The 16,936-nt window shown below is 63.1% G+C and carries 17 protein-coding genes; 8 read left to right on the forward strand and 9 right to left on the reverse strand.

All coding sequences use genetic code 11. The features are described from left to right. Window positions 1-218: 218 nt before the first annotated feature. The 4 genes from JOD97_RS05230 to guaB all read right to left on the reverse strand — a co-directional run bounded on the left by JOD97_RS05230 (window position 219) and on the right by guaB (window position 4,173). Window positions 219-560, reverse strand: coding sequence for a type II toxin-antitoxin system HicB family antitoxin (locus JOD97_RS05230; RefSeq protein ID WP_209713957.1), 342 nt, complete (start codon window positions 558-560; stop codon window positions 219-221). After that, window positions 557-811 carry a type II toxin-antitoxin system HicA family toxin gene (locus tag JOD97_RS05235; protein WP_209713959.1) on the reverse strand — a complete coding sequence of 85 codons (255 nt, stop codon included), beginning with the start codon at window positions 809-811 and terminating at the stop codon, window positions 557-559. Before JOD97_RS05235 ends, JOD97_RS05230 begins: the two co-directional genes overlap by 4 nt. A gap of 212 nt (window positions 812-1,023) precedes the next feature. Beyond that, window positions 1,024-2,634 carry a glutamine-hydrolyzing GMP synthase gene (gene guaA / locus JOD97_RS05240; RefSeq protein ID WP_209713961.1) on the reverse strand — a complete coding sequence of 537 codons (1,611 nt, stop codon included), beginning with the start codon at window positions 2,632-2,634 and terminating at the stop codon, window positions 1,024-1,026. Between the two features lie 66 nt (window positions 2,635-2,700). Further along, window positions 2,701-4,173 carry an IMP dehydrogenase gene (gene guaB / locus JOD97_RS05245; RefSeq protein ID WP_209713964.1) on the reverse strand — a complete coding sequence of 491 codons (1,473 nt, stop codon included), beginning with the start codon at window positions 4,171-4,173 and terminating at the stop codon, window positions 2,701-2,703. 245 nt (window positions 4,174-4,418) lie between these two features. Between guaB and JOD97_RS05250 the strand changes: the two genes are divergently transcribed. The 7 genes from JOD97_RS05250 (at window position 4,419) to JOD97_RS05280 (ending at window position 13,891) form a co-directional block, all read left to right on the forward strand. Beyond that, a complete protein-coding gene (locus tag JOD97_RS05250) occupies window positions 4,419-5,135 on the forward strand; it encodes a hypothetical protein (protein ID WP_209713966.1) in 717 nt (238 codons plus the stop codon). Between the two features lie 132 nt (window positions 5,136-5,267). Next, window positions 5,268-5,840 (forward strand): DUF4124 domain-containing protein, encoded by a 573-nt coding sequence (locus tag JOD97_RS05255; protein ID WP_229264186.1) that lies wholly within the window; start codon window positions 5,268-5,270, stop codon window positions 5,838-5,840. A 73-nt stretch (window positions 5,841-5,913) separates the two neighbouring features. Beyond that, complete coding sequence (locus JOD97_RS05260; RefSeq protein ID WP_209713968.1) at window positions 5,914-6,942, forward strand: LacI family DNA-binding transcriptional regulator; 1,029 nt, start codon at window positions 5,914-5,916, stop codon at window positions 6,940-6,942. A gap of 116 nt (window positions 6,943-7,058) precedes the next feature. Beyond that, window positions 7,059-7,595: a gluconokinase gene (locus JOD97_RS05265; protein WP_229264187.1), complete on the forward strand. Its 537-nt coding sequence runs from the start codon at window positions 7,059-7,061 to the stop codon at window positions 7,593-7,595. 238 nt (window positions 7,596-7,833) lie between these two features. After that, the gene (locus JOD97_RS05270; protein ID WP_209713970.1) at window positions 7,834-9,177 is read left to right on the forward strand and encodes an MFS transporter; all 1,344 of its coding nucleotides are present in this window, start codon (window positions 7,834-7,836) and stop codon (window positions 9,175-9,177) included. Between the two features lie 34 nt (window positions 9,178-9,211). Beyond that, on the forward strand, window positions 9,212-11,599 hold the full coding sequence (locus JOD97_RS05275; RefSeq protein ID WP_209713972.1) for a GH36-type glycosyl hydrolase domain-containing protein: 2,388 nt from the start codon (window positions 9,212-9,214) through the stop codon (window positions 11,597-11,599). Window positions 11,600-11,671: 72 nt separating this feature from the next. Continuing rightward, complete coding sequence (locus JOD97_RS05280; protein WP_229264188.1) at window positions 11,672-13,891, forward strand: glycoside hydrolase family 3 C-terminal domain-containing protein; 2,220 nt, start codon at window positions 11,672-11,674, stop codon at window positions 13,889-13,891. 43 nt (window positions 13,892-13,934) lie between these two features. On the opposite strand, the gene JOD97_RS05285 is transcribed toward JOD97_RS05280, so the two are convergent. The 5 genes from JOD97_RS05285 to JOD97_RS05305 form a co-directional block, all read right to left on the reverse strand. Further along, complete coding sequence (locus JOD97_RS05285; RefSeq protein WP_209713976.1) at window positions 13,935-14,603, reverse strand: hypothetical protein; 669 nt, start codon at window positions 14,601-14,603, stop codon at window positions 13,935-13,937. Window positions 14,604-14,708: 105 nt separating this feature from the next. Then, complete coding sequence (locus tag JOD97_RS05290) at window positions 14,709-15,038, reverse strand: DNA-binding transcriptional regulator (protein ID WP_209713979.1); 330 nt, start codon at window positions 15,036-15,038, stop codon at window positions 14,709-14,711. 38 nt (window positions 15,039-15,076) lie between these two features. Further along, a complete protein-coding gene (locus JOD97_RS05295; protein WP_209713981.1) occupies window positions 15,077-15,466 on the reverse strand; it encodes a hypothetical protein in 390 nt (129 codons plus the stop codon). Window positions 15,467-15,551: 85 nt separating this feature from the next. Then, window positions 15,552-15,839 carry an RnfH family protein gene (locus JOD97_RS05300; protein WP_209713983.1) on the reverse strand — a complete coding sequence of 96 codons (288 nt, stop codon included), beginning with the start codon at window positions 15,837-15,839 and terminating at the stop codon, window positions 15,552-15,554. Continuing rightward, on the reverse strand, window positions 15,829-16,263 hold the full coding sequence (locus JOD97_RS05305; protein ID WP_209713985.1) for a type II toxin-antitoxin system RatA family toxin: 435 nt from the start codon (window positions 16,261-16,263) through the stop codon (window positions 15,829-15,831). Before JOD97_RS05305 ends, JOD97_RS05300 begins: the two co-directional genes overlap by 11 nt. A 98-nt stretch (window positions 16,264-16,361) precedes the next feature. On the opposite strand from JOD97_RS05305, the gene smpB reads away from it, so the two are divergent. Then, on the forward strand, window positions 16,362-16,811 hold the full coding sequence (gene smpB / locus JOD97_RS05310; protein ID WP_209713987.1) for an SsrA-binding protein SmpB: 450 nt from the start codon (window positions 16,362-16,364) through the stop codon (window positions 16,809-16,811). Window positions 16,812-16,936: the final 125 nt, after the last annotated feature.

The following is a 16,936-nucleotide window of genomic DNA, read 5'->3' on the forward strand; positions in this document are numbered from 1 at the left end:
AAATCCGAATGCAATGATCAAGCAAAGTCGGCTATTGGCCGAGGCTGTGTAAAAACGCAAAAACACGAAATTTTCATCGGTAGGGTGACCATTCCCTATGCCGAGAAAATCGCGTAGCGGCCGTTCTAAGAGGTCGTTTTTTTCGCGCGACGAATTTTTCTGCGTTTTTACACAGCCTGGGCCGCAAGGGGACACTTGGAATTGGCCCTCTTCAATTCCTAAGCGAGGGCCGCTTGGCGGAGTACTTCCTCAGCCCACTGGTTGAGACTCTTTCCGCTCGCAGCAGCAGCAATCGCGGCTGCTTGGTGGATCGAGGGATCAACGCGCAGTGAAAACTTGCCCGAGAAGCTCTTACGCGGTTCCACGCCGTCTTCAGCACATGCATCAAGAAAGACCTGAAGCGAAATCTTCCCCTCTCGCTGTAAGCCCCTCACATCTTTCGCGTAAAAGTCCGCACCACCATTCAGTTCAAGAAACTCCCCCCGAAACATTTGGATTTCAGGATCAAATGTGATGACGGCCCGGTGGCCATCAATTGTCATCGTGTTCTGCGTATTCATGGCTTCACTCCGTGATCTTCAAACCACTTGCGAATAGAGGCAAGTGCTCCCTTGTCCGTCGTCGGCTCGGGATGTGGTCGGTGGAACACCCTCCGCTCGCCAAACAAGCGAACCAAGATGCGCGAGCCTTCGCGTTCTTCGACGCTACCACCCAACTCGACAAACAAGGCTTCAATGTCCGCCCAACGAACATTCGCAGATGCAGGTCGGGTAAAGACCAGTTCCAACGTGCGATGGTGCTTGCGCCTCATCTCTCAATGGTATCAGAAAATGGTATCATCGGAAGTACTGCGACGTATCTAGCCCGCGATGCAATGACATCAGCTTCTCAGCGAACATGGCCTAGTCGCCCCGCTCCGTTGGGCATTCGCGCCGTGCCATGAAAAATGCCATTGACGATGCAGGTGCATTCATCAATGGCATCCATTTAACTCAATGTAATCAAAGAGTTAGAAAAACCACCTCACTCCCACTCGATGGTCGCAGGCGGTTTGCCCGAGATGTCGTACACCACCCGGTTAATCCCGCGCACCTCGTTGATGATGCGGTTCGACACCTTGCCCAGCAGCGCGTGCGGCAGGTGCGCCCAGTGCGCCGTCATGAAGTCCTGCGTCTGCACCGCGCGCAAGGCCACCACGTACTCGTAGGTGCGGCCGTCGCCCATCACGCCCACCGATTTGACCGGCAGGAACACGGCAAACGCCTGCGACGTCGCCTCGTACCAGTTCTTCGGCAGGTTGTCCGGGTCGACCGCCTGGCCGGCGATGAATTCGTACGGCGTGTTGCGCAGCTCTTCGATGAAGATGGCGTCGGCGCGGCGCAGCAGGTCGGCGAACTCCTTCTTCACCTCGCCCAGGATGCGCACCCCAAGGCCCGGGCCCGGGAACGGATGGCGGTAGACCATGTCGTGCGGCAGGCCCAGCGCCACGCCCAGCTTGCGCACCTCGTCCTTGAACAGTTCGCGCAGCGGCTCGAGCAGCGACAGCTTCATGTGCTCCGGCAGGCCGCCGACGTTGTGGTGGCTCTTGATGGTCTGGCCCTTCTTGCCCTTGCCGGCCGATTCGATCACGTCCGGGTAGATGGTGCCCTGCGCCAGCCATTTGGCATTGACCAGCTTGCCCGACTCGGCGTTGAACACCTCGACGAACTCGCGGCCGATGATCTTGCGCTTTTGCTCCGGGTCGGCGACGCCGGCCAGGTGGCCCATGAACTGGTCCTCGGCGTCGATGCGGATCACCTTGACGCCCAGGTTCTTGGCGAACATGTCCATGACCATCTTGCCTTCGTCGAGGCGCAGCAGGCCGTGGTCGACGAACACGCAGGTCAGCTGGTCGCCGATGGCGCGGTGGATCAGCGCGGCGGCCACGGACGAGTCGACGCCGCCGGACAAGCCGAGGATGACCTCGTCGGTGCCGACCTGGGCGCGGATCTTCTCGACCGCTTCCGAGATGTAGTCCGGCATGTTCCAGTCCGATTTGCAGCCGCAGATCTCGTGCACGAAGCGGCCCAGCATGGCCTTGCCCTGCACCGTGTGCGTCACTTCCGGGTGCCACTGCACGCCGTAGAAGTGTTTCTCTTCATTGGCCATGGCGGCGATCGGGCAGCTTGGCGTATTGCCCATCAGGACGAAGCCGGGCGGCATTTCCAGCACCTTGTCGCCGTGGCTCATCCACACCTTGAGCATGCCGTGGCCCTCGTCGGTGACGAAGTCGTTGATGCCGTCGAGCAGTTTGGTGTGGCCGCGCGCGCGCACCTCGGCGTAACCGAATTCGCGCACCAGGCCGTTCTCGACCTTGCCGCCCAGCTGCGCGGCCATCGTTTGCATGCCGTAGCAGATGCCCAGCACCGGCACGCCCAGTTCGAACACGGCGTCCGGCGCGCGCGGGGCGTCGCCTTCCAGGGTCGAGCTGTGGCTGCCCGACAGGATCACGCCGGCGGCGCCGTAGTTGCGCACGAACTCGTCGCTGACGTCGTACGGGAACACTTCGGAGAACACGCCGGAGTCGCGCACGCGGCGGGCGATCAGCTGGGTGACTTGGGAGCCGAAATCGAGAATGAGGATTTTAGAATGCATGGATATCTACAGGAGAGGTCTGGAATGGAAAAACGCCGGCTGTCTAGCCGGCGTCGCAAGGACTAATTAATCGCCGGAACGGTAGTTCGGCGCTTCCTTGGTGATTTGCACGTCGTGCACATGCGATTCGCGCATGCCGGCCGAGGTGATCTCGACGAACTCGGCTTTATTGCGCAGCTCGTCGATGGTGGCGCAGCCGCAGTAGCCCATCGATTGACGCACGCCGCCGACCAACTGGAAGATGATCGCCAGCACGCTGCCCTTGTAGGCCACGCGCCCCTCGATACCTTCCGGCACGAATTTGTCGGCCTTCATCGTGGCGTCCTGGAAGTAGCGGTCGGCCGAGCCGTCGCTCATCGCGCCGAGCGAACCCATGCCGCGATACGATTTGTACGAGCGGCCCTGGTACAGGATCACCTCGCCCGGCGCCTCTTCGGTGCCGGCGAACATCGAGCCCATCATCACGGTCGACGCGCCGGCGGCCAGCGCCTTGGAGATGTCGCCCGAGAAGCGGATGCCGCCGTCGGCGATGCACGGCACGCCGGTGCCTTCGAGCGCCTCGGCGACGTTGCTGATGGCGGTGATCTGCGGCACGCCGACGCCGGCGACGATGCGGGTGGTGCAGATCGAGCCGGGGCCGATGCCGACCTTGACCGCGTCAGCGCCGTATTCGACCAGCGCCTTGGCGGCGGCGGCGGTGGCGATGTTGCCGCCGATGACGTCCACGTGCGGGAACTTGCTCTTGATCCATTTTACGCGGTCGAGGATGCCTTGCGAGTGGCCGTGGGCGGTGTCGACCACCAGCACGTCGACGCCGGCGGCGACCAGCAGCTCGATGCGTTCCTCATCCTTGGCGCCGACGCCGACGGCGGCGCCGACCAGCAGCTTGCCCTGCGAATCCTTGGACGCCAGCGGGTGCTCGGTCGACTTCTGGATATCCTTGACGGTGATCAGGCCGCGCAACTCGAAGGCGTCGTTGACGACCAGCACGCGCTCGAGGCGGTGCTTGTTCATCAGGCGCTTGGCTTCGTCGCGGTCGGCGCCCTCGGCGCTTTCCTTGATGAACACCAGCTTTTCGCGCGGGGTCATCTTGGCGCGCGCCTCGGCGTCGAGTTCCTGTTCAAACCGCAGGTCGCGGTTGGTGATGATGCCGACCACTTCCTTGCCCTCGACCACCGGGAAGCCGGAGATGCCGTATTGCTCGGTGAGCTTGATGACGTCGCGGATTTTCATCGTCGGCGGGATCGTGATCGGGTCGCGCAGCACGCCGGCCTCGAACCGCTTGACCTTGGCCACTTCGCGCGCCTGATCCTTCGGATTCAGGTTCTTGTGGATGATGCCGATGCCGCCCTCTTGCGCCATGGCGATTGCCAGACGGCCTTCGGTCACGGTATCCATCGCCGCCGACAGCAGCGGAATGTTCAACGTGATATTGCGGGTCAGGCGAGTTTTGAGGGACGTATCGGCAGGCAGAACATTCGAGTACGCTGGTACGAGAAGCACGTCATCGAACGTGAGTGCTTTTTGGAGAAGACGCATAGCAATTCCTATAGGCGCAAAAGCAGATTATACAGAGTTTGAGCCGTTCTGTCTGGAACTTGTTTACGGCCCACGGGCTTGCGCATGCCGCAAGGCCCCAATCTGAAATTGAATTTAATTCAACATTGTGAGATTTGGTTAGATTACCCGAGTAACATTCTGTGTATAGTGCCGGCGCCTCTTGGTTTTTTAATATCAACCACCGAGTGATTTGGGCCCTTTTCAACAACCACACAGGAGTAAAAGTGAACAATACGATTTTGAAGTTGCTGTCCGCCGCAGCGCTGGTCGCCGCCATGGCCGCGCCGGCCTTCGCCGATACCGTCCACGGCAGCGATGTCGACGTAACGGTCTCCGGTTTTACGCCGGTTTCAAGCACAGGCAACTCCTTCACCTTTTCCGGTGGCTCGTACGTCGGGGACGGCTTTCCCAACAGTATGCTGTATAAGACCTTGTTCATCGTCGATGCGCACGCGGGCAAGGCGCTGACGGGCAAGATGAGCTTCACGATGGACGTGCAATACCAATTCGCCGCGCCACCGGCCCCGCAACCCGCTGGAGACTATTTCGCTTACGCCTCCGGTAGTGTCGACGTGCTGGCGCCCCGCTGCGACAGATGCGGGCCCTTCGATTCCGATCTGCTCGGCAATGTACGGGGCAGCGGGAACGCGACCGCCACCACGCCGACCAGCGGTACCATCTCCTTCGTTTCCGCTGCATCCGACGCCACCGGCCGCTACGACAACCTGCTGGCCTACTTGTTCTACGGCTTGACGCTGGATCCGGCCTACGGCTCGATGAGCATCACGTCGCTCACCATGTCCTTCGACACGGTGACTGCGGCAAGCCCGGTGCCGGAACTGCCGCCGTTGGCCATGATGGGCGCAGGCTTGGCCGCGCTTGGCTTGTGCGCGCGGGTTAAAGGCCGTAAGAAACCAGCCAAAGTGGCACTGGAAGCATAAGCGGCACGATGATTGCGGCGCCGTCACGCGCTGGCGCGGCCAATCCCCCGGCCCGGCCTCGCCGCGCACAACGCCGGTTGACACCCGGGCCGAATCATGGCGAAATCAGCTCCATCGTTACCGGAGCGCACCATGGATCACCTTCACAGCACGCGCCGAGCGCGCTTCCCGCTTGCCCCGCTCGCCAAATCGTCCGCCCTCTTCCTTGTGCTGCTGGCGCTGGGTCTGCCGCGCGCGGCGTTGGCGCAGTACATCTGGATCGATGACAAGGGCATCAAACAATTGTCGGACCGCCCGCCGCCGCCCTCGGTGCCGGCCAAGCGCATCCTGAAAGCCCCCGGCAAGACGGCGTTCAACCCCAACGCCAGCCCAGCGGAAGCCGACACGGGCGGCCCAGCGGCCGACGGCGCCGAACGGGCCGCCGCAGCCGTCCCCAAAGCCCCGCCCACCGTGGCCGAGCGCGAGGCCGCCTTCAACCAGCGCCGCGCCGAACGCGCCGCCGCCGAGCGCAAGGCCGCCGAGGACGCGCAGCAAAAAGCCGACGTCGCCGCCAACTGCGACGCCGCCCGGCAAAACCAGCGGGCGCTGGACCAGGGCATGCGGCTGGCCAACATCGACAAAAACGGCGAGCGCGCCATCATGAGCGACCAGGAGCGCGCCGAATTGGCCAAAAAGAATCAAAAAGTGTTGGCTGGCTGCCAATAAGCACTTTCCCCCTCTCCCTTTAGTGGCAAGCTGCCGTATGATATCGCTATCAATACCACTATAAGTATTACCGATGACGAAATCACAAGCGGGCAGGAGCCGGGCCAGCGGCCGCATTACCCTGGCGATGGTGGCGAAACACGCCGGCGTGGCGACGATGACCGCCTCGCGCGCGATCACCCAGCCGGACATGGTGTCGCAGGCGCTGCGCGACCGCGTCGACAAGGCGGTGATCGACCTGGGCTACGTGCCCAACCGCGCCGCCCGCGCGCTGGCCTCGTCGCAATCGAAGGTGATCGCGGTGCTGGTGCCGTCGCTGTCGAACGCCGTGTTCACCGAGGTGCTCGCCGGCATCCAGGACGCGCTCGACGCCGACGACTACCAGATCCTGATCGGCAACACCCGCTATTCGGACCAGGAGGAGGAAAAGCTGATCGGCACCTACCTGCAGTCGAACCCGGACGGCATGCTGCTGTCGGGCCTGACGCACAGCGAGCGCGTGCAGCAAATCCTGACCAACTCGCGCGTGCCGGTGGTGTCGATGATGGACATGTCGACCGACCCGTCGCAGCTGACGGTGGGCTTTTCCCAGTTCCAGGCCGGCCAGGCGATGACCCGCTATCTGCTCGACAAGGGCCACAAGCGCATCGGCTTCATCGGCGCCCAGCTCGACGAGCGCACCTTGCGCCGCGCCGAGGGCTACCGCCAAGCCATGCACGAGGCCGGCCTGGCCGACACCCGGCTCGAGGTGATGGTGGCCGAGCCGTCGACCATCGCGCTGGGCGCCGAGCTGCTGGGGCGCATGCTGGCGCAGGCGCCCGACTGCGACGCCATCTTCTGCTGCAACGACGACTTGGCGCACGGGGCCATCTACCAGTGCCAGCGGCGCGGCATCGCGGTGCCGGCGCAGCTGGCGATCTGCGGCTTCAACGACCTGCCCGCGTCGGCGTGGATGAACCCGTCGCTGACGACCATCGGCACGCCGCGCTACCGCATCGGCTTCGAGGCGGCGACCCTGCTGCGCGCGGTCATCAAGGGCGAGGCGCCGCCCAACCGCCAAATCGACCTCGGCTTCACGCTGATGGCGCGCGAAAGCGCCTGAGCCCGGCCGCCAGGGCGACCCGCCTTGATGCGGCGCAGCATAGATTGTTGTTTACAAATGGCGCCAAAAGCTTACACTGGAAACAATTCTGTTAGCGCTATCATCCACTTATCTCCATGAGCAATCAAACAACGCAAGTCCGCTGGGTCGTCATGGGCGTGAGCGGCTGCGGCAAAAGCTCGGTCGGGCTGCAACTGGCCACCGCGCTGGGCGCGCCCTTCCTGGAAGGCGACAGCTATCACTCGTACGCCAACGTCGCCAAGATGTCGGCCGGGATGGCGCTGACCGACGCCGACCGCGCCGACTGGCTGCGGGCGCTGCACGCCGAGATCGACGAGGCGCGCCAGCGCGGCAGCGGCCTGGTGTTGTCGTGCTCGGCACTGAAGCGCCGCTACCGCGACCTGCTGCGCGACGCCGACCCGCTACTGCGCTTCGCCCACCTGGACGGCCCGCGCGAACTGATCGCCTCGCGCATGGCGGCGCGCGCCGGCCACTACATGCCGCCGTCGCTGCTGGCGAGCCAGCTGGCGTCGCTGGAACCGCTGCAGGCCGACGAGGCCGGCATCGTGCTCGACATCGTCAAAGACCCGACCGCGCTGGTGCGCGACATCTTGCGCACCACCGACCATCATCCCAAGCAGGAGACAACATGACATCGACCAACCACGCCGCCACCCGATCCGCGCCGCCAGGGCCCGCCTGACGGCCGCACACCGAGCTCTCCCCGGGGTGGCGTCTCCCGCCGCGCCGCACCGGGCACCCGTCGCGAGCGGGTGTCCGGTACGGCGTTCCGCCCCGTTCGGGCAGTGGAGTTCCGGCTCCGCTGCCTGCTTTTACATCCGCGTTAACACCGACCGTAAATCGTGTCCTCGTATCCAAGACAAGGCGACTGTGAACAAAGCACTGACCTGGCGTGAAAAAATCAGCTACGGCATCGCCGATATGGGCTTCAATTTTTATTGGACCAATATCGCCACCTTCCTGCTGATCTACTACACCGACGTCTTCGGCATCTCGGCCGGCGCGGCGGCGTCGATGATGTTTACGATCAAAATCATCAACGCCTTCACCGACCCGATGATCGGCGCCGCCGCCGACCGCACCACCACCCGCTTCGGCAAATTCCGCCCCTACCTGATCTGGGTGCCGGTGCCGCTGGCCTGCGCCGCCATCCTCACCTACACCACGCCGGACCTGGGCCACGACGGCAAGCTGGTGTGGGCCTACGGCACCTACCTGCTGATGATGGTCTGCTACACCTGCATTAACATCCCGTACAACGCCTTGTCCGGCGTGCTGTCGGCCGACCCGCAGGAACGCTCCACCGTCAACGGCCTGCGCTTCATCTTCGCCTTCGCCGGCGGCACGCTGGTCACCGCCGCCACGCCGGCGATGGTGTCGTGGCTCGGCGCCGGCGACGATAAACTGGGCTGGCAGCTGACGATGCTGGCGTGGAGCGTGTTCGCCTCCGCCCTGTTCGTGCTGACGTTCCTGAACACGCGCGAGCGCATCGCCCCGGCGCCGACGCAAAAATCCAACGTCGCCCAGGATATCCGCGACCTGTCGCGCAACCGGCCGTGGGTGGCGCTGTTCTTCCTGGCGCTGATCATCATGATCACCATCACCTTGCGCACCACCAGCGCGGCCTACTACTTCAAATACGTGGTCGGGCGCCCGGAGCTGATGCAGGGCTTCGTGCCGGCCTATATGATCTCGGCCGCCATCGGCGCCTCGATCACGCCGTTCCTGACGCGCTTCATCGACAAGAAAAAGCTGATGATGATCCTCATGACCGTGACCGCCATACTGTCGTCGGCCTTCTTCTTCGTGCCGAAGGACCAGGTCACGCTGATGTTCGCGCTGCAGATCGGCATGGGCCTGGCGCTGGGACCGAAGTCGCCGCTGGCCTTCTCGATGTACGCCGACACCGCCGACTACAACGAGTGGCGCACCGGCCGCCGCGCCACCGCGATGACCTTCGCCGCCGCCACGTTCTCGCAAAAGCTCGGCACCGCGATCGCGGTGGCCGTCATCGGCTCGCTGTTCACCAAGCTTGGCTATGTCGCCAACGCCGCGCAGTCGGTCGGCTCGCAGGCCGGCATCGTCTGGCTGATGTCCTTCATCCCGGCGGCGTTCGCGGTGCTGGCGGTGGCCGTCATGTTCTTCTATAACCTCGACAACGCCAAGCTGGTACAGATCCAGGCGGATCTGGAACAGCGCAAGTCGACATCGTAACAACCTCACGCCCACTATTTACGGAGACCGTTTCATGCTACGCCCAACCCACAATGGCGACCGCTTCGAACTGACCAGCGCCACCGCGATGCCGCGAGCCGCCGGCTTCCTGTGGAACCAGAAGATGATGATACAGGTGACCTGCCGCGGCTACGCCGTCGCCCAGTACATGCAGCCGGAGCCCGCCAAGTACGCCTACGCGCCGAACCTGGAGGCCAAGACCTTCATGCAACCGGAGCAGAACTACTACGCCCACCACCCGGGCCGCTTCTTCTACATCAAGGACGAGGAAACGGGCGAGCTGTTCTCGGCACCGTATGAGCCGGTGCGCACGCCGGTCGACAGCTTCATTTTCTCGGTCGGCAAAAGCGACATCGAGTGGACCATCGGGCACCTGGGCCTGAGGATCGAGCTGACCTTGAGCATTCCGACCACCGACGTGGTCGAATTGTGGTCGCTGCGCGTGACCAACCTGTCCGGCCGCGCGCGCAAGCTGAGTGTCTATCCGTACTTCCCGATCGGTTACATGTCGTGGATGAACCAGTCGGGCGAATACCGCGCTGACCTGGGCGGCGTGGTGGCCAGCAGCGTGACGCCGTATCAAAAGGTCACCGACTACTTCAAGCAGAAGGATTTCAAGGACAAGACCTACTTCCTGTGCGAGCAGGCGCCGCTGGCGTGGGAGGTGCAGCAGCAGGCCTTCGAGGGCGAAGGCGGCCTGCATTATCCAAGCGCGATCCAGCAGCCGCTGCTGGCCAACGGCGACGCCCGTTATGAAACGCCGGCCGCCGTGGTGCAGTACCGCCTGGCGCTGGAGGATGGACAGGCGCAAGACTACCGCTTCATCTTCGGCCCCGCCTTCGACGACGCGGAAATTATCGCCATGCGCGAAAAATACCTGGGCGCCGCCGCTTTCGACAACGCCCGCAAGGACTACGCGGAGTACATCGCCGGCGGGCGCGGATGCCTGCGCATCGAGACGCCCGACAAGGAACTCGATAACTTCGTCAACAACTGGCTGCCGCGCCAGGTGTTCTACCACGGCGACGTCAATCGCCTCAGCACCGATCCGCAGACCCGCAACTACCTGCAGGACAATATGAGCATGAGCTTCATCAAGCCCGGCGTGATGCGGGCGGCCTTCCTGCACGCGTTGTCGCAGCAGGAGGCCAGCGGCGCCATGCCGGACGGCATATTGCTGGCCGAGGGCGCGGAACTCAAATACATCAACCAGGTGCCGCACACCGACCACTGCGTGTGGCTGCCGGTGGCGCTCAAGGTCTATCTGGACGAAACCGGCGACTACGACATCCTCAACGAGGACGTGGTGGGCCACGAGAGCGGGGTCGCCATCACCGTCTCCGAGCGCATGAGCAGCGCGATGGACTGGCTGCTGCAATCGCGCGACCAGCGCGGCTTGAGCTACATCGCCCAGGGCGACTGGTGCGATCCGATGAACATGGTCGGCTACAAGGGACGCGGCGTGTCGGGCTGGCTGACGGTGGCCACCGCCTACGCGTTGAACCTGTGGGCGGAGATCTGCGAAAGCAGTAGCAACGGTGGCGCCAGCGCCTCGCTGGCGGAAAGCGCCAAACATTTCCGCGCCGGCGCGGTGGCGGTCAACCGCGCGGCCAACGAACACCTGTGGGACGGCGACTGGTACGCGCGCGGCATCACCGACGACAACGTCACCTTCGGCATCAGCAAGGACAAGGAAGGCCGCATCTATCTGAACCCGCAGGCGTGGGCGATCCTGGGCGGCGCCGCCGACGCCGGCCAGCGGGCCGCGATGATGGCGCAGGTGGAGCTGCAGCTCGATACGCCGTACGGCGTGGCGATGTTCGCGCCGCCGTACAGCGCCATGCGCGACGACGTCGGCCGCGTGACGCAAAAACATCCCGGCTCGGCGGAAAACGGCGCGGTCTACAACCACGCCTCGATCTTCTACATCTACAGCCTGTACACCATCGGCGAAGGCGACCGCGCCTACAAGCTGCTGCGCCAGATGATCCCCGGCCCGAGCGAGGCCGATTACCTGCAGCGCGGCCAGCTGCCGGTGTTCATCCCCAACTACTATCGCGGCGCCTATCACCAGTATCCGCGCACGGCGGGCCGCTCGAGCCAGTTGTTCAACACGGGCACCGTGTCGTGGGCCTACCGCTGCTTCATCGAAGGGCTGTGTGGCTTGAAAGGTGATAGCGACGGCTTGCTGGTCAACCCGCAGTTGCCGAAGCACTGGGATGGCATCAACGTCACGCGCCAGTTCCGCTACGCGACCTTCGAGGTGGCGATCCGCCGCGCCGACGTGGCCGAAATTCAGGTGACGATGGACGGAAAACGATTGCCTGAACCGCGCGTGACCGGTATCGTTGCGGGTGGCGTGCACGCGCTGGAGGTTCTGATTCCGCGCGCCGACCAATAAATCAAACTATAAGGACAAAGCAATCGTATGAAGAAGCGTCTCTGGCTGTCACTGGCACTGGTTTATCCCCTCATGCTGTCTTCCACACTCACCGGCGCGGCCCATGCCGCCGACGACAAGCGTCCCTGGCTCGATAGCGCCCTGACGCCGGACGCGCGCGCCGAGCAGCTGGTCAAGGCCATGACGCTGGACGAGAAGATCCAGACCGTCTTCGGCTACTTCTCCACCGATTTCGAGTCCAAGAAATATACCTCGCCGAAGGAAGGCCGCAAGGATTCGGCCGGCTTCGTGCCGGGCATCGAGCGTCTGGGCCTGCCGCCGCAATGGCAGGCCGACGCCGGCGTCGGCGTGGCCACGCAGGCGGCGTCGAAAAAACCATACCAGCGCACCTCCCTGCCCTCCGGCCTGGCCACCACGGCCACCTGGAATCCCGAGCTGGCCTTTGCCGGCGGCGCGATGATCGGCGGCGAGGCGCGCAAGACCGGCTTTAACATCATGCTGGCCGGCGGCGTCAATCTGATGCGCGAGCCGCGCAACGGCCGTAACTTCGAATACGGCGGCGAGGATCCGCTGCTGGCCGGCGTCATGGTCGGCGAGCAGATTCGCGGCATCCAGTCCAACCACATGGTCTCGACGCTCAAGCACTTCGCCTTCAACGACCAGGAAACCAACCGCAATCACGTCAACGTCAAGATCGACGACAAGGCCGGCCGCATGTCAGACCTGCTGGCCTTGCAGATCGCCATGGAGCGCGGCGATCCGGGTTCCGTGATGTGCGCGTACAACCGCGTCAACGGCGCCTACGCCTGCGAAAACGACTACCTGCTGAACCAGGTGCTGAAACAGGATTGGGGCTTCAAGGGCTACGTCATGTCCGACTGGGGCGCGACCCACTCCACCGTTCCCGCCGCGATCAACGGCCTGGATCAGCAATCGGGCCATCCGTTCGACAAATCGGCCTACTTCAACGAAGCGCTGAAGGAAGCGGTGGTCAACGGCCACGTGCCGCAGGCGCGCCTGGACGACATGGTCAAGCGCATCACCCGCACCATGTTCGCCCACGGCCTGGTCGAGCATCCGGTGGCGACGCCGACCTCCGACGACGCCGGCATCGACTTCGGCGCCAACGGCAAGATCTCGCAGGCCGACGCCGAGGAAGCCATCGTGCTGCTCAAGAACAGCAACGACTTGCTACCGCTGGGCGCCAACGTGCGCACCATCGCCATCATCGGCGGCCACTCGAACGTGGGCGTGATGTCCGGCGGCGGTTCGGCCCAGGTTTATCCGATCGGCCTGTCGCCGGTCGCCAACGAAGGCCCGGCATTCTTCCCCGGACCGATGGTCTATCACCGCTCGTCGCCGATGCAGGAACTGACCGCGCGCACCAAGGCCAAGGTGGTCTACCACGACGGCAAGGATGCCGCCTCCGCCGCCAAACTGGCGGCGTCCAGCGACGTCGCCATCGTGTTCGGCAACCAGTGGATGGCCGAATCCATCGACGCGCCGGATCTGAACCTGCCGAACAAACAGGATGCGCTGATCGCCGCCGTGGCCAAGGCCAACGCCAAGACCATCGTGGTGCTGCAGACCGGCGGCCCGGTCGTCATGCCATGGTTGAACAACGTCGGCGCGGTGGTCGAGGCCTGGTACCCGGGCACCAATGGCGGCGCCGCCATCGCCCGCGTGCTGACCGGCGAAGTCAATCCGTCGGGACGCCTGCCGGCCACCTTCCCAGCCTCGGTGGCGCAGCTGCCACGGCCGGTGATCGACGGCGACGCGGTGACCAAGGATGAAAACATCATCGAAAAAGTCGCCACCGACTACAACATCGAAGGCGCGGCGGTCGGCTACAAGTGGTTCGACCTGAAGGGCCACAAGCCGCTGTTCCCGTTCGGTTACGGCCTGTCGTACACCAGCTTCGCCTATGCGGACCTGAGCGCGAACAAGTCGGCCGACGGCGCCGGCATCGACGTCAGCTTCAGTGTGAAGAACACCGGCAAGCGCGATGGCAAGGCGGTTGGACAAGTGTATGTGTCGCCGGCGGCCGGCGGCTGGGAGGCGCCGAAGCGCCTGGGCGGCTGGGACAAGGTGGCGGTGAAGGCCGGCGCCAGCGGCAACGCCAAGGTGAAGATCGATCCGCGCCTGCTGGCCATGTACGACAGCGCCAGCAAGACCTGGAAGATCGCCGGCGGCGAATACATCGTCACCCTGGCCGAATCGGCCGGCGCCAAGCCGGCGGCCACCGTCAAGGTGAAGCTGGACGCGCGCACGCTCAATATCAGCGGACGCTAAGCCCTATCGGATGCGGCATCGCGGTTCACGCGGTGCCGCATTTTCATTTCTCTTTCCAAAACACGTCGACGGTGTCGACGCCGCCCTGATTCCACGCTTTCACCTTGGCCTCGACGAAAGTGCCCTCCATATCCTCGCGCGGGGTCAAACCGGTTACGTGATAGCGGAACTGCGCGCCGTGCTTTTCGCGCGCCAGCTGTTCCGCCTTGCGGCTCAAATCGCCGTTCTGCGCCAGTTGCTTGCCCGTCAGCGCCAGCATCGACAGCACCACGCCGATCGTCAGCGCCACATTGATGGCGGGTTTGCGGCCACGCATCGCCTGGATGGCCGCCTGTACCGGCTGGCGGCCTAGCTGCTGCAGCAGCCAGTACAGCAGGCCGCAAAACAGCACCAGCGGCAGCGCCGCGCCGAAATGGGCCGCAGGGGCCAGGCGCAGTTCGGTCAAGGTCAAATCGAGCGGCTGCATCAGCGACATGACGCCGCTGGCGACGGCGATCGGCAGCAGAATGGCGGCGATCCAGATCAGCACGAAGGCGGCCCTCAGGCTGCCGCGCATCAGCAGCACGCCGGCGATCACGGCGGGGATGGTCATGCTGTAGGAATAGCTGGCGCCGGTCGACAGGCACCAGATCATGTAGGCGATATCGACCGCCCCGACAGCCAGCAATACGACGCCGGCCCGGTGCAGGATGTGTGGTGCTGTTTCAGTCAAATTGGCTCCGCAATGTTTTCGATTGGCCAATATTGTAGCTTGTTACACGATAAGCGCGATGGGCGGCCAAAGCGGAATCATGAGACGAGACGCCCTCCTCACGGACTAAGCAGGACGACTCTTCGGCTTATACAGCGGTTGCGTGCGGCGATACTCCTCGAACTCCTGCGCAACATATTGAGGATTTTGCAGGATATTCCACAGCAAAGTCTCTTCATACCAATTCGGAACAGCCGCACCGGATTCCCAACGCTGAAGACTGTCCAACCGGATGCCAAAACGACTGGAGAATTCCGCTTGCGACAAGCCCAGTGACTCGCGCAGATCACCAACATTAACGGGCGACGGAATGATTTCCACAGTCTCCAGTTGCACTTCTCCCCGGATGTGACGCCCCACTTCCTCGATAGCCCTGATCATCGCTTGCACGTCCATGGCTTCCTCCTATCTCAAGGTGACGCTTCTTAGATCAACTAGTGCCCAATTAAATCCCACAACCATTTCAACCCGCCGCGGACGGCGATCACGACCACGCCTTTGGTCGCTAGAGAAAGAGCTGCCCGTAGCAACCTTTTCTCTCTCGCAGCGGGAGATCGCGCGTCCCAATCCACCCTTTCGATTCGTATTAGATACACGGTTCCATGGTCCGGTGGAAGCAAATAATGAATAATAGTCCCGGCATAATCGAGTCCGCGCAGTCCTGGTAAATCTCCGACCGGTTCGCCAAGTTTGGATTCTTCGCCCAGCAACAGAAAAAGCGCGCGGTACTCGGCGGGGTTGAGATACGTGCTCGCGTTTTGGCTAAACTCGCTTGAGCAGACGATCCGCACAGGCGGCTTGGATGGGGGAGTTGATTTTGTCATGGCGCCGCCGTGCGGTAGCAAGACCCATTGTCTTCCTACTACCGGCATGGCGCATGAGCTGCCTCAATCGGACCCTGTCGGGCCGTCAGGCGACGACCGCCTTGCGGCGGCGGCGCGCGTTCTTGGGATCGGCGATCAAGGGGCGGTAGATTTCCACGCGGTCGTGTTCGCGCAGCACCGTGTCGAGCGGCTTCTTCTTGGCGTAGATGCCGACCTGCATCGTGGCCAGGTCGATGCCGGGCACTTCGGACAGCACGCCACTGGCGGCGATGGCCTGCTCCAAGGTGGTGCCCAGCGGCACCCGCAACGCGCGCAGGAATTGCACCGCGTCGCTGGCGTAGCACACTTGTACGTTGATGAGCTCAGCCGCCATACACGGTTTCCGCCCGCTTGCAGAAGGAATCGACCATGCTGTTGGCGATCATGCCGAACACAGGCCCGACCAGCTTGTCGAGCAGGGTGCCGGAAAATTCATAGCGCATATCCAGTTCGATTTTACAGGCATCGTCGCGCAGCGCCTTGAACGTCCACACCCCGTCGAGGCACTTGAAAGGACCGTCGACCAGCTTCATCTTGATGGTGGTCGGCGCCGTGTTCTCGTTGGAGGTGGTAAAGCTCTGCTTGACGCCGTGGTAGTTGATGCCGATGCTGGCCACCACCACGTTGCCGCCGCGCTCGCGGATCTCGACGCCGCTGCACCACGGCAGAAACTTGGGATAGTCTTCGATGTTGGCGACCAGGTCGAACATCTGCTGGGCGCTGTAACCGAGGAAAACTGATTTGTGCACTACTGCCATTGGCTAACCATTTGCTATGATGTTGAATTAGTCGCGTTTTTTGACGCGAAGCAGTAGTTTAACCGACCCGCACGGGTTTACAGCTGATTTACGACTCCATGACCATAGCCGATAACAAAAAAGCCTTCTTTGACTACTTCATCGAGGACCGCTACGAAGCGGGCATCGTGCTCGAGGGCTGGGAAGTGAAGGCGATCCGCGACGCCCGCGTGCAGATCAAGGAGGCCTACGTCACCATCCGTGGCGACGAGCTGTTCCTGTTCGGCGCCCACATCAGCGCCCTGCCGACCGCGTCCACCCACATCAGCCCGGAGGCGGTGCGCACCCGCAAGCTGCTGCTGCACCGCCAGCAGATGGACAAGCTGATCAGCAAGGTCGAGCGCTCCGGCTACACGCTGGTGCCGCTCAACCTGCATTACAAGGGCGGCCGCGTCAAATGTGAAATCGGCCTGGCCAAGGGTAAAAAGATGCACGACAAGCGCGCCACCGAGAAGGATCGCGACGGTAAACGCGAAGTGGCCGCCGCGATGAAGACCAACCGGCGCTAAACTGTTGCGCGCTCCGTACACAACCCGGCCCCGAACCGGGTTTTTTATCGCCTTCAGAATTTCCAATCGGAAACATCCATGCTAAACTGGGCGCTGGATGATTTCACATTCACGGCCGGCCGGTG

It is taken from the genome of Duganella sp. 1411, from assembly GCF_017833525.1.
Classification (GTDB): Bacteria; Pseudomonadota; Gammaproteobacteria; order Burkholderiales; family Burkholderiaceae_D; genus Rugamonas.

Coding starts and splice junctions, on each gene's coding strand:
- JOD97_RS05290 (WP_209713979.1), bottom strand. CDS start 15,038: ATGGACGTGCAAGCGATGATCAGGGCTATCGAGGAAGTGGGGCGTCAC.
- JOD97_RS05300 (WP_209713983.1), bottom strand. CDS start 15,839: ATGGCGGCTGAGCTCATCAACGTACAAGTGTGCTACGCCAGCGACGCG.
- JOD97_RS05275 (WP_209713972.1), top strand. CDS start 9,212: ATGCTACGCCCAACCCACAATGGCGACCGCTTCGAACTGACCAGCGCC.
- JOD97_RS05295 (WP_209713981.1), bottom strand. CDS start 15,466: ATGACAAAATCAACTCCCCCATCCAAGCCGCCTGTGCGGATCGTCTGC.
- JOD97_RS05280 (WP_229264188.1), top strand. CDS start 11,672: ATGCTGTCTTCCACACTCACCGGCGCGGCCCATGCCGCCGACGACAAG.
- JOD97_RS05235 (WP_209713959.1), bottom strand. CDS start 811: ATGAGGCGCAAGCACCATCGCACGTTGGAACTGGTCTTTACCCGACCT.
- JOD97_RS05265 (WP_229264187.1), top strand. CDS start 7,059: ATGAGCAATCAAACAACGCAAGTCCGCTGGGTCGTCATGGGCGTGAGC.
- JOD97_RS05260 (WP_209713968.1), top strand. CDS start 5,914: ATGACGAAATCACAAGCGGGCAGGAGCCGGGCCAGCGGCCGCATTACC.
- JOD97_RS05255 (WP_229264186.1), top strand. CDS start 5,268: ATGGATCACCTTCACAGCACGCGCCGAGCGCGCTTCCCGCTTGCCCCG.
- JOD97_RS05230 (WP_209713957.1), bottom strand. CDS start 560: ATGAATACGCAGAACACGATGACAATTGATGGCCACCGGGCCGTCATC.
- JOD97_RS05305 (WP_209713985.1), bottom strand. CDS start 16,263: ATGGCAGTAGTGCACAAATCAGTTTTCCTCGGTTACAGCGCCCAGCAG.
- guaB (WP_209713964.1), bottom strand. CDS start 4,173: ATGCGTCTTCTCCAAAAAGCACTCACGTTCGATGACGTGCTTCTCGTA.
- smpB (WP_209713987.1), top strand. CDS start 16,362: ATGACCATAGCCGATAACAAAAAAGCCTTCTTTGACTACTTCATCGAG.
- guaA (WP_209713961.1), bottom strand. CDS start 2,634: ATGCATTCTAAAATCCTCATTCTCGATTTCGGCTCCCAAGTCACCCAG.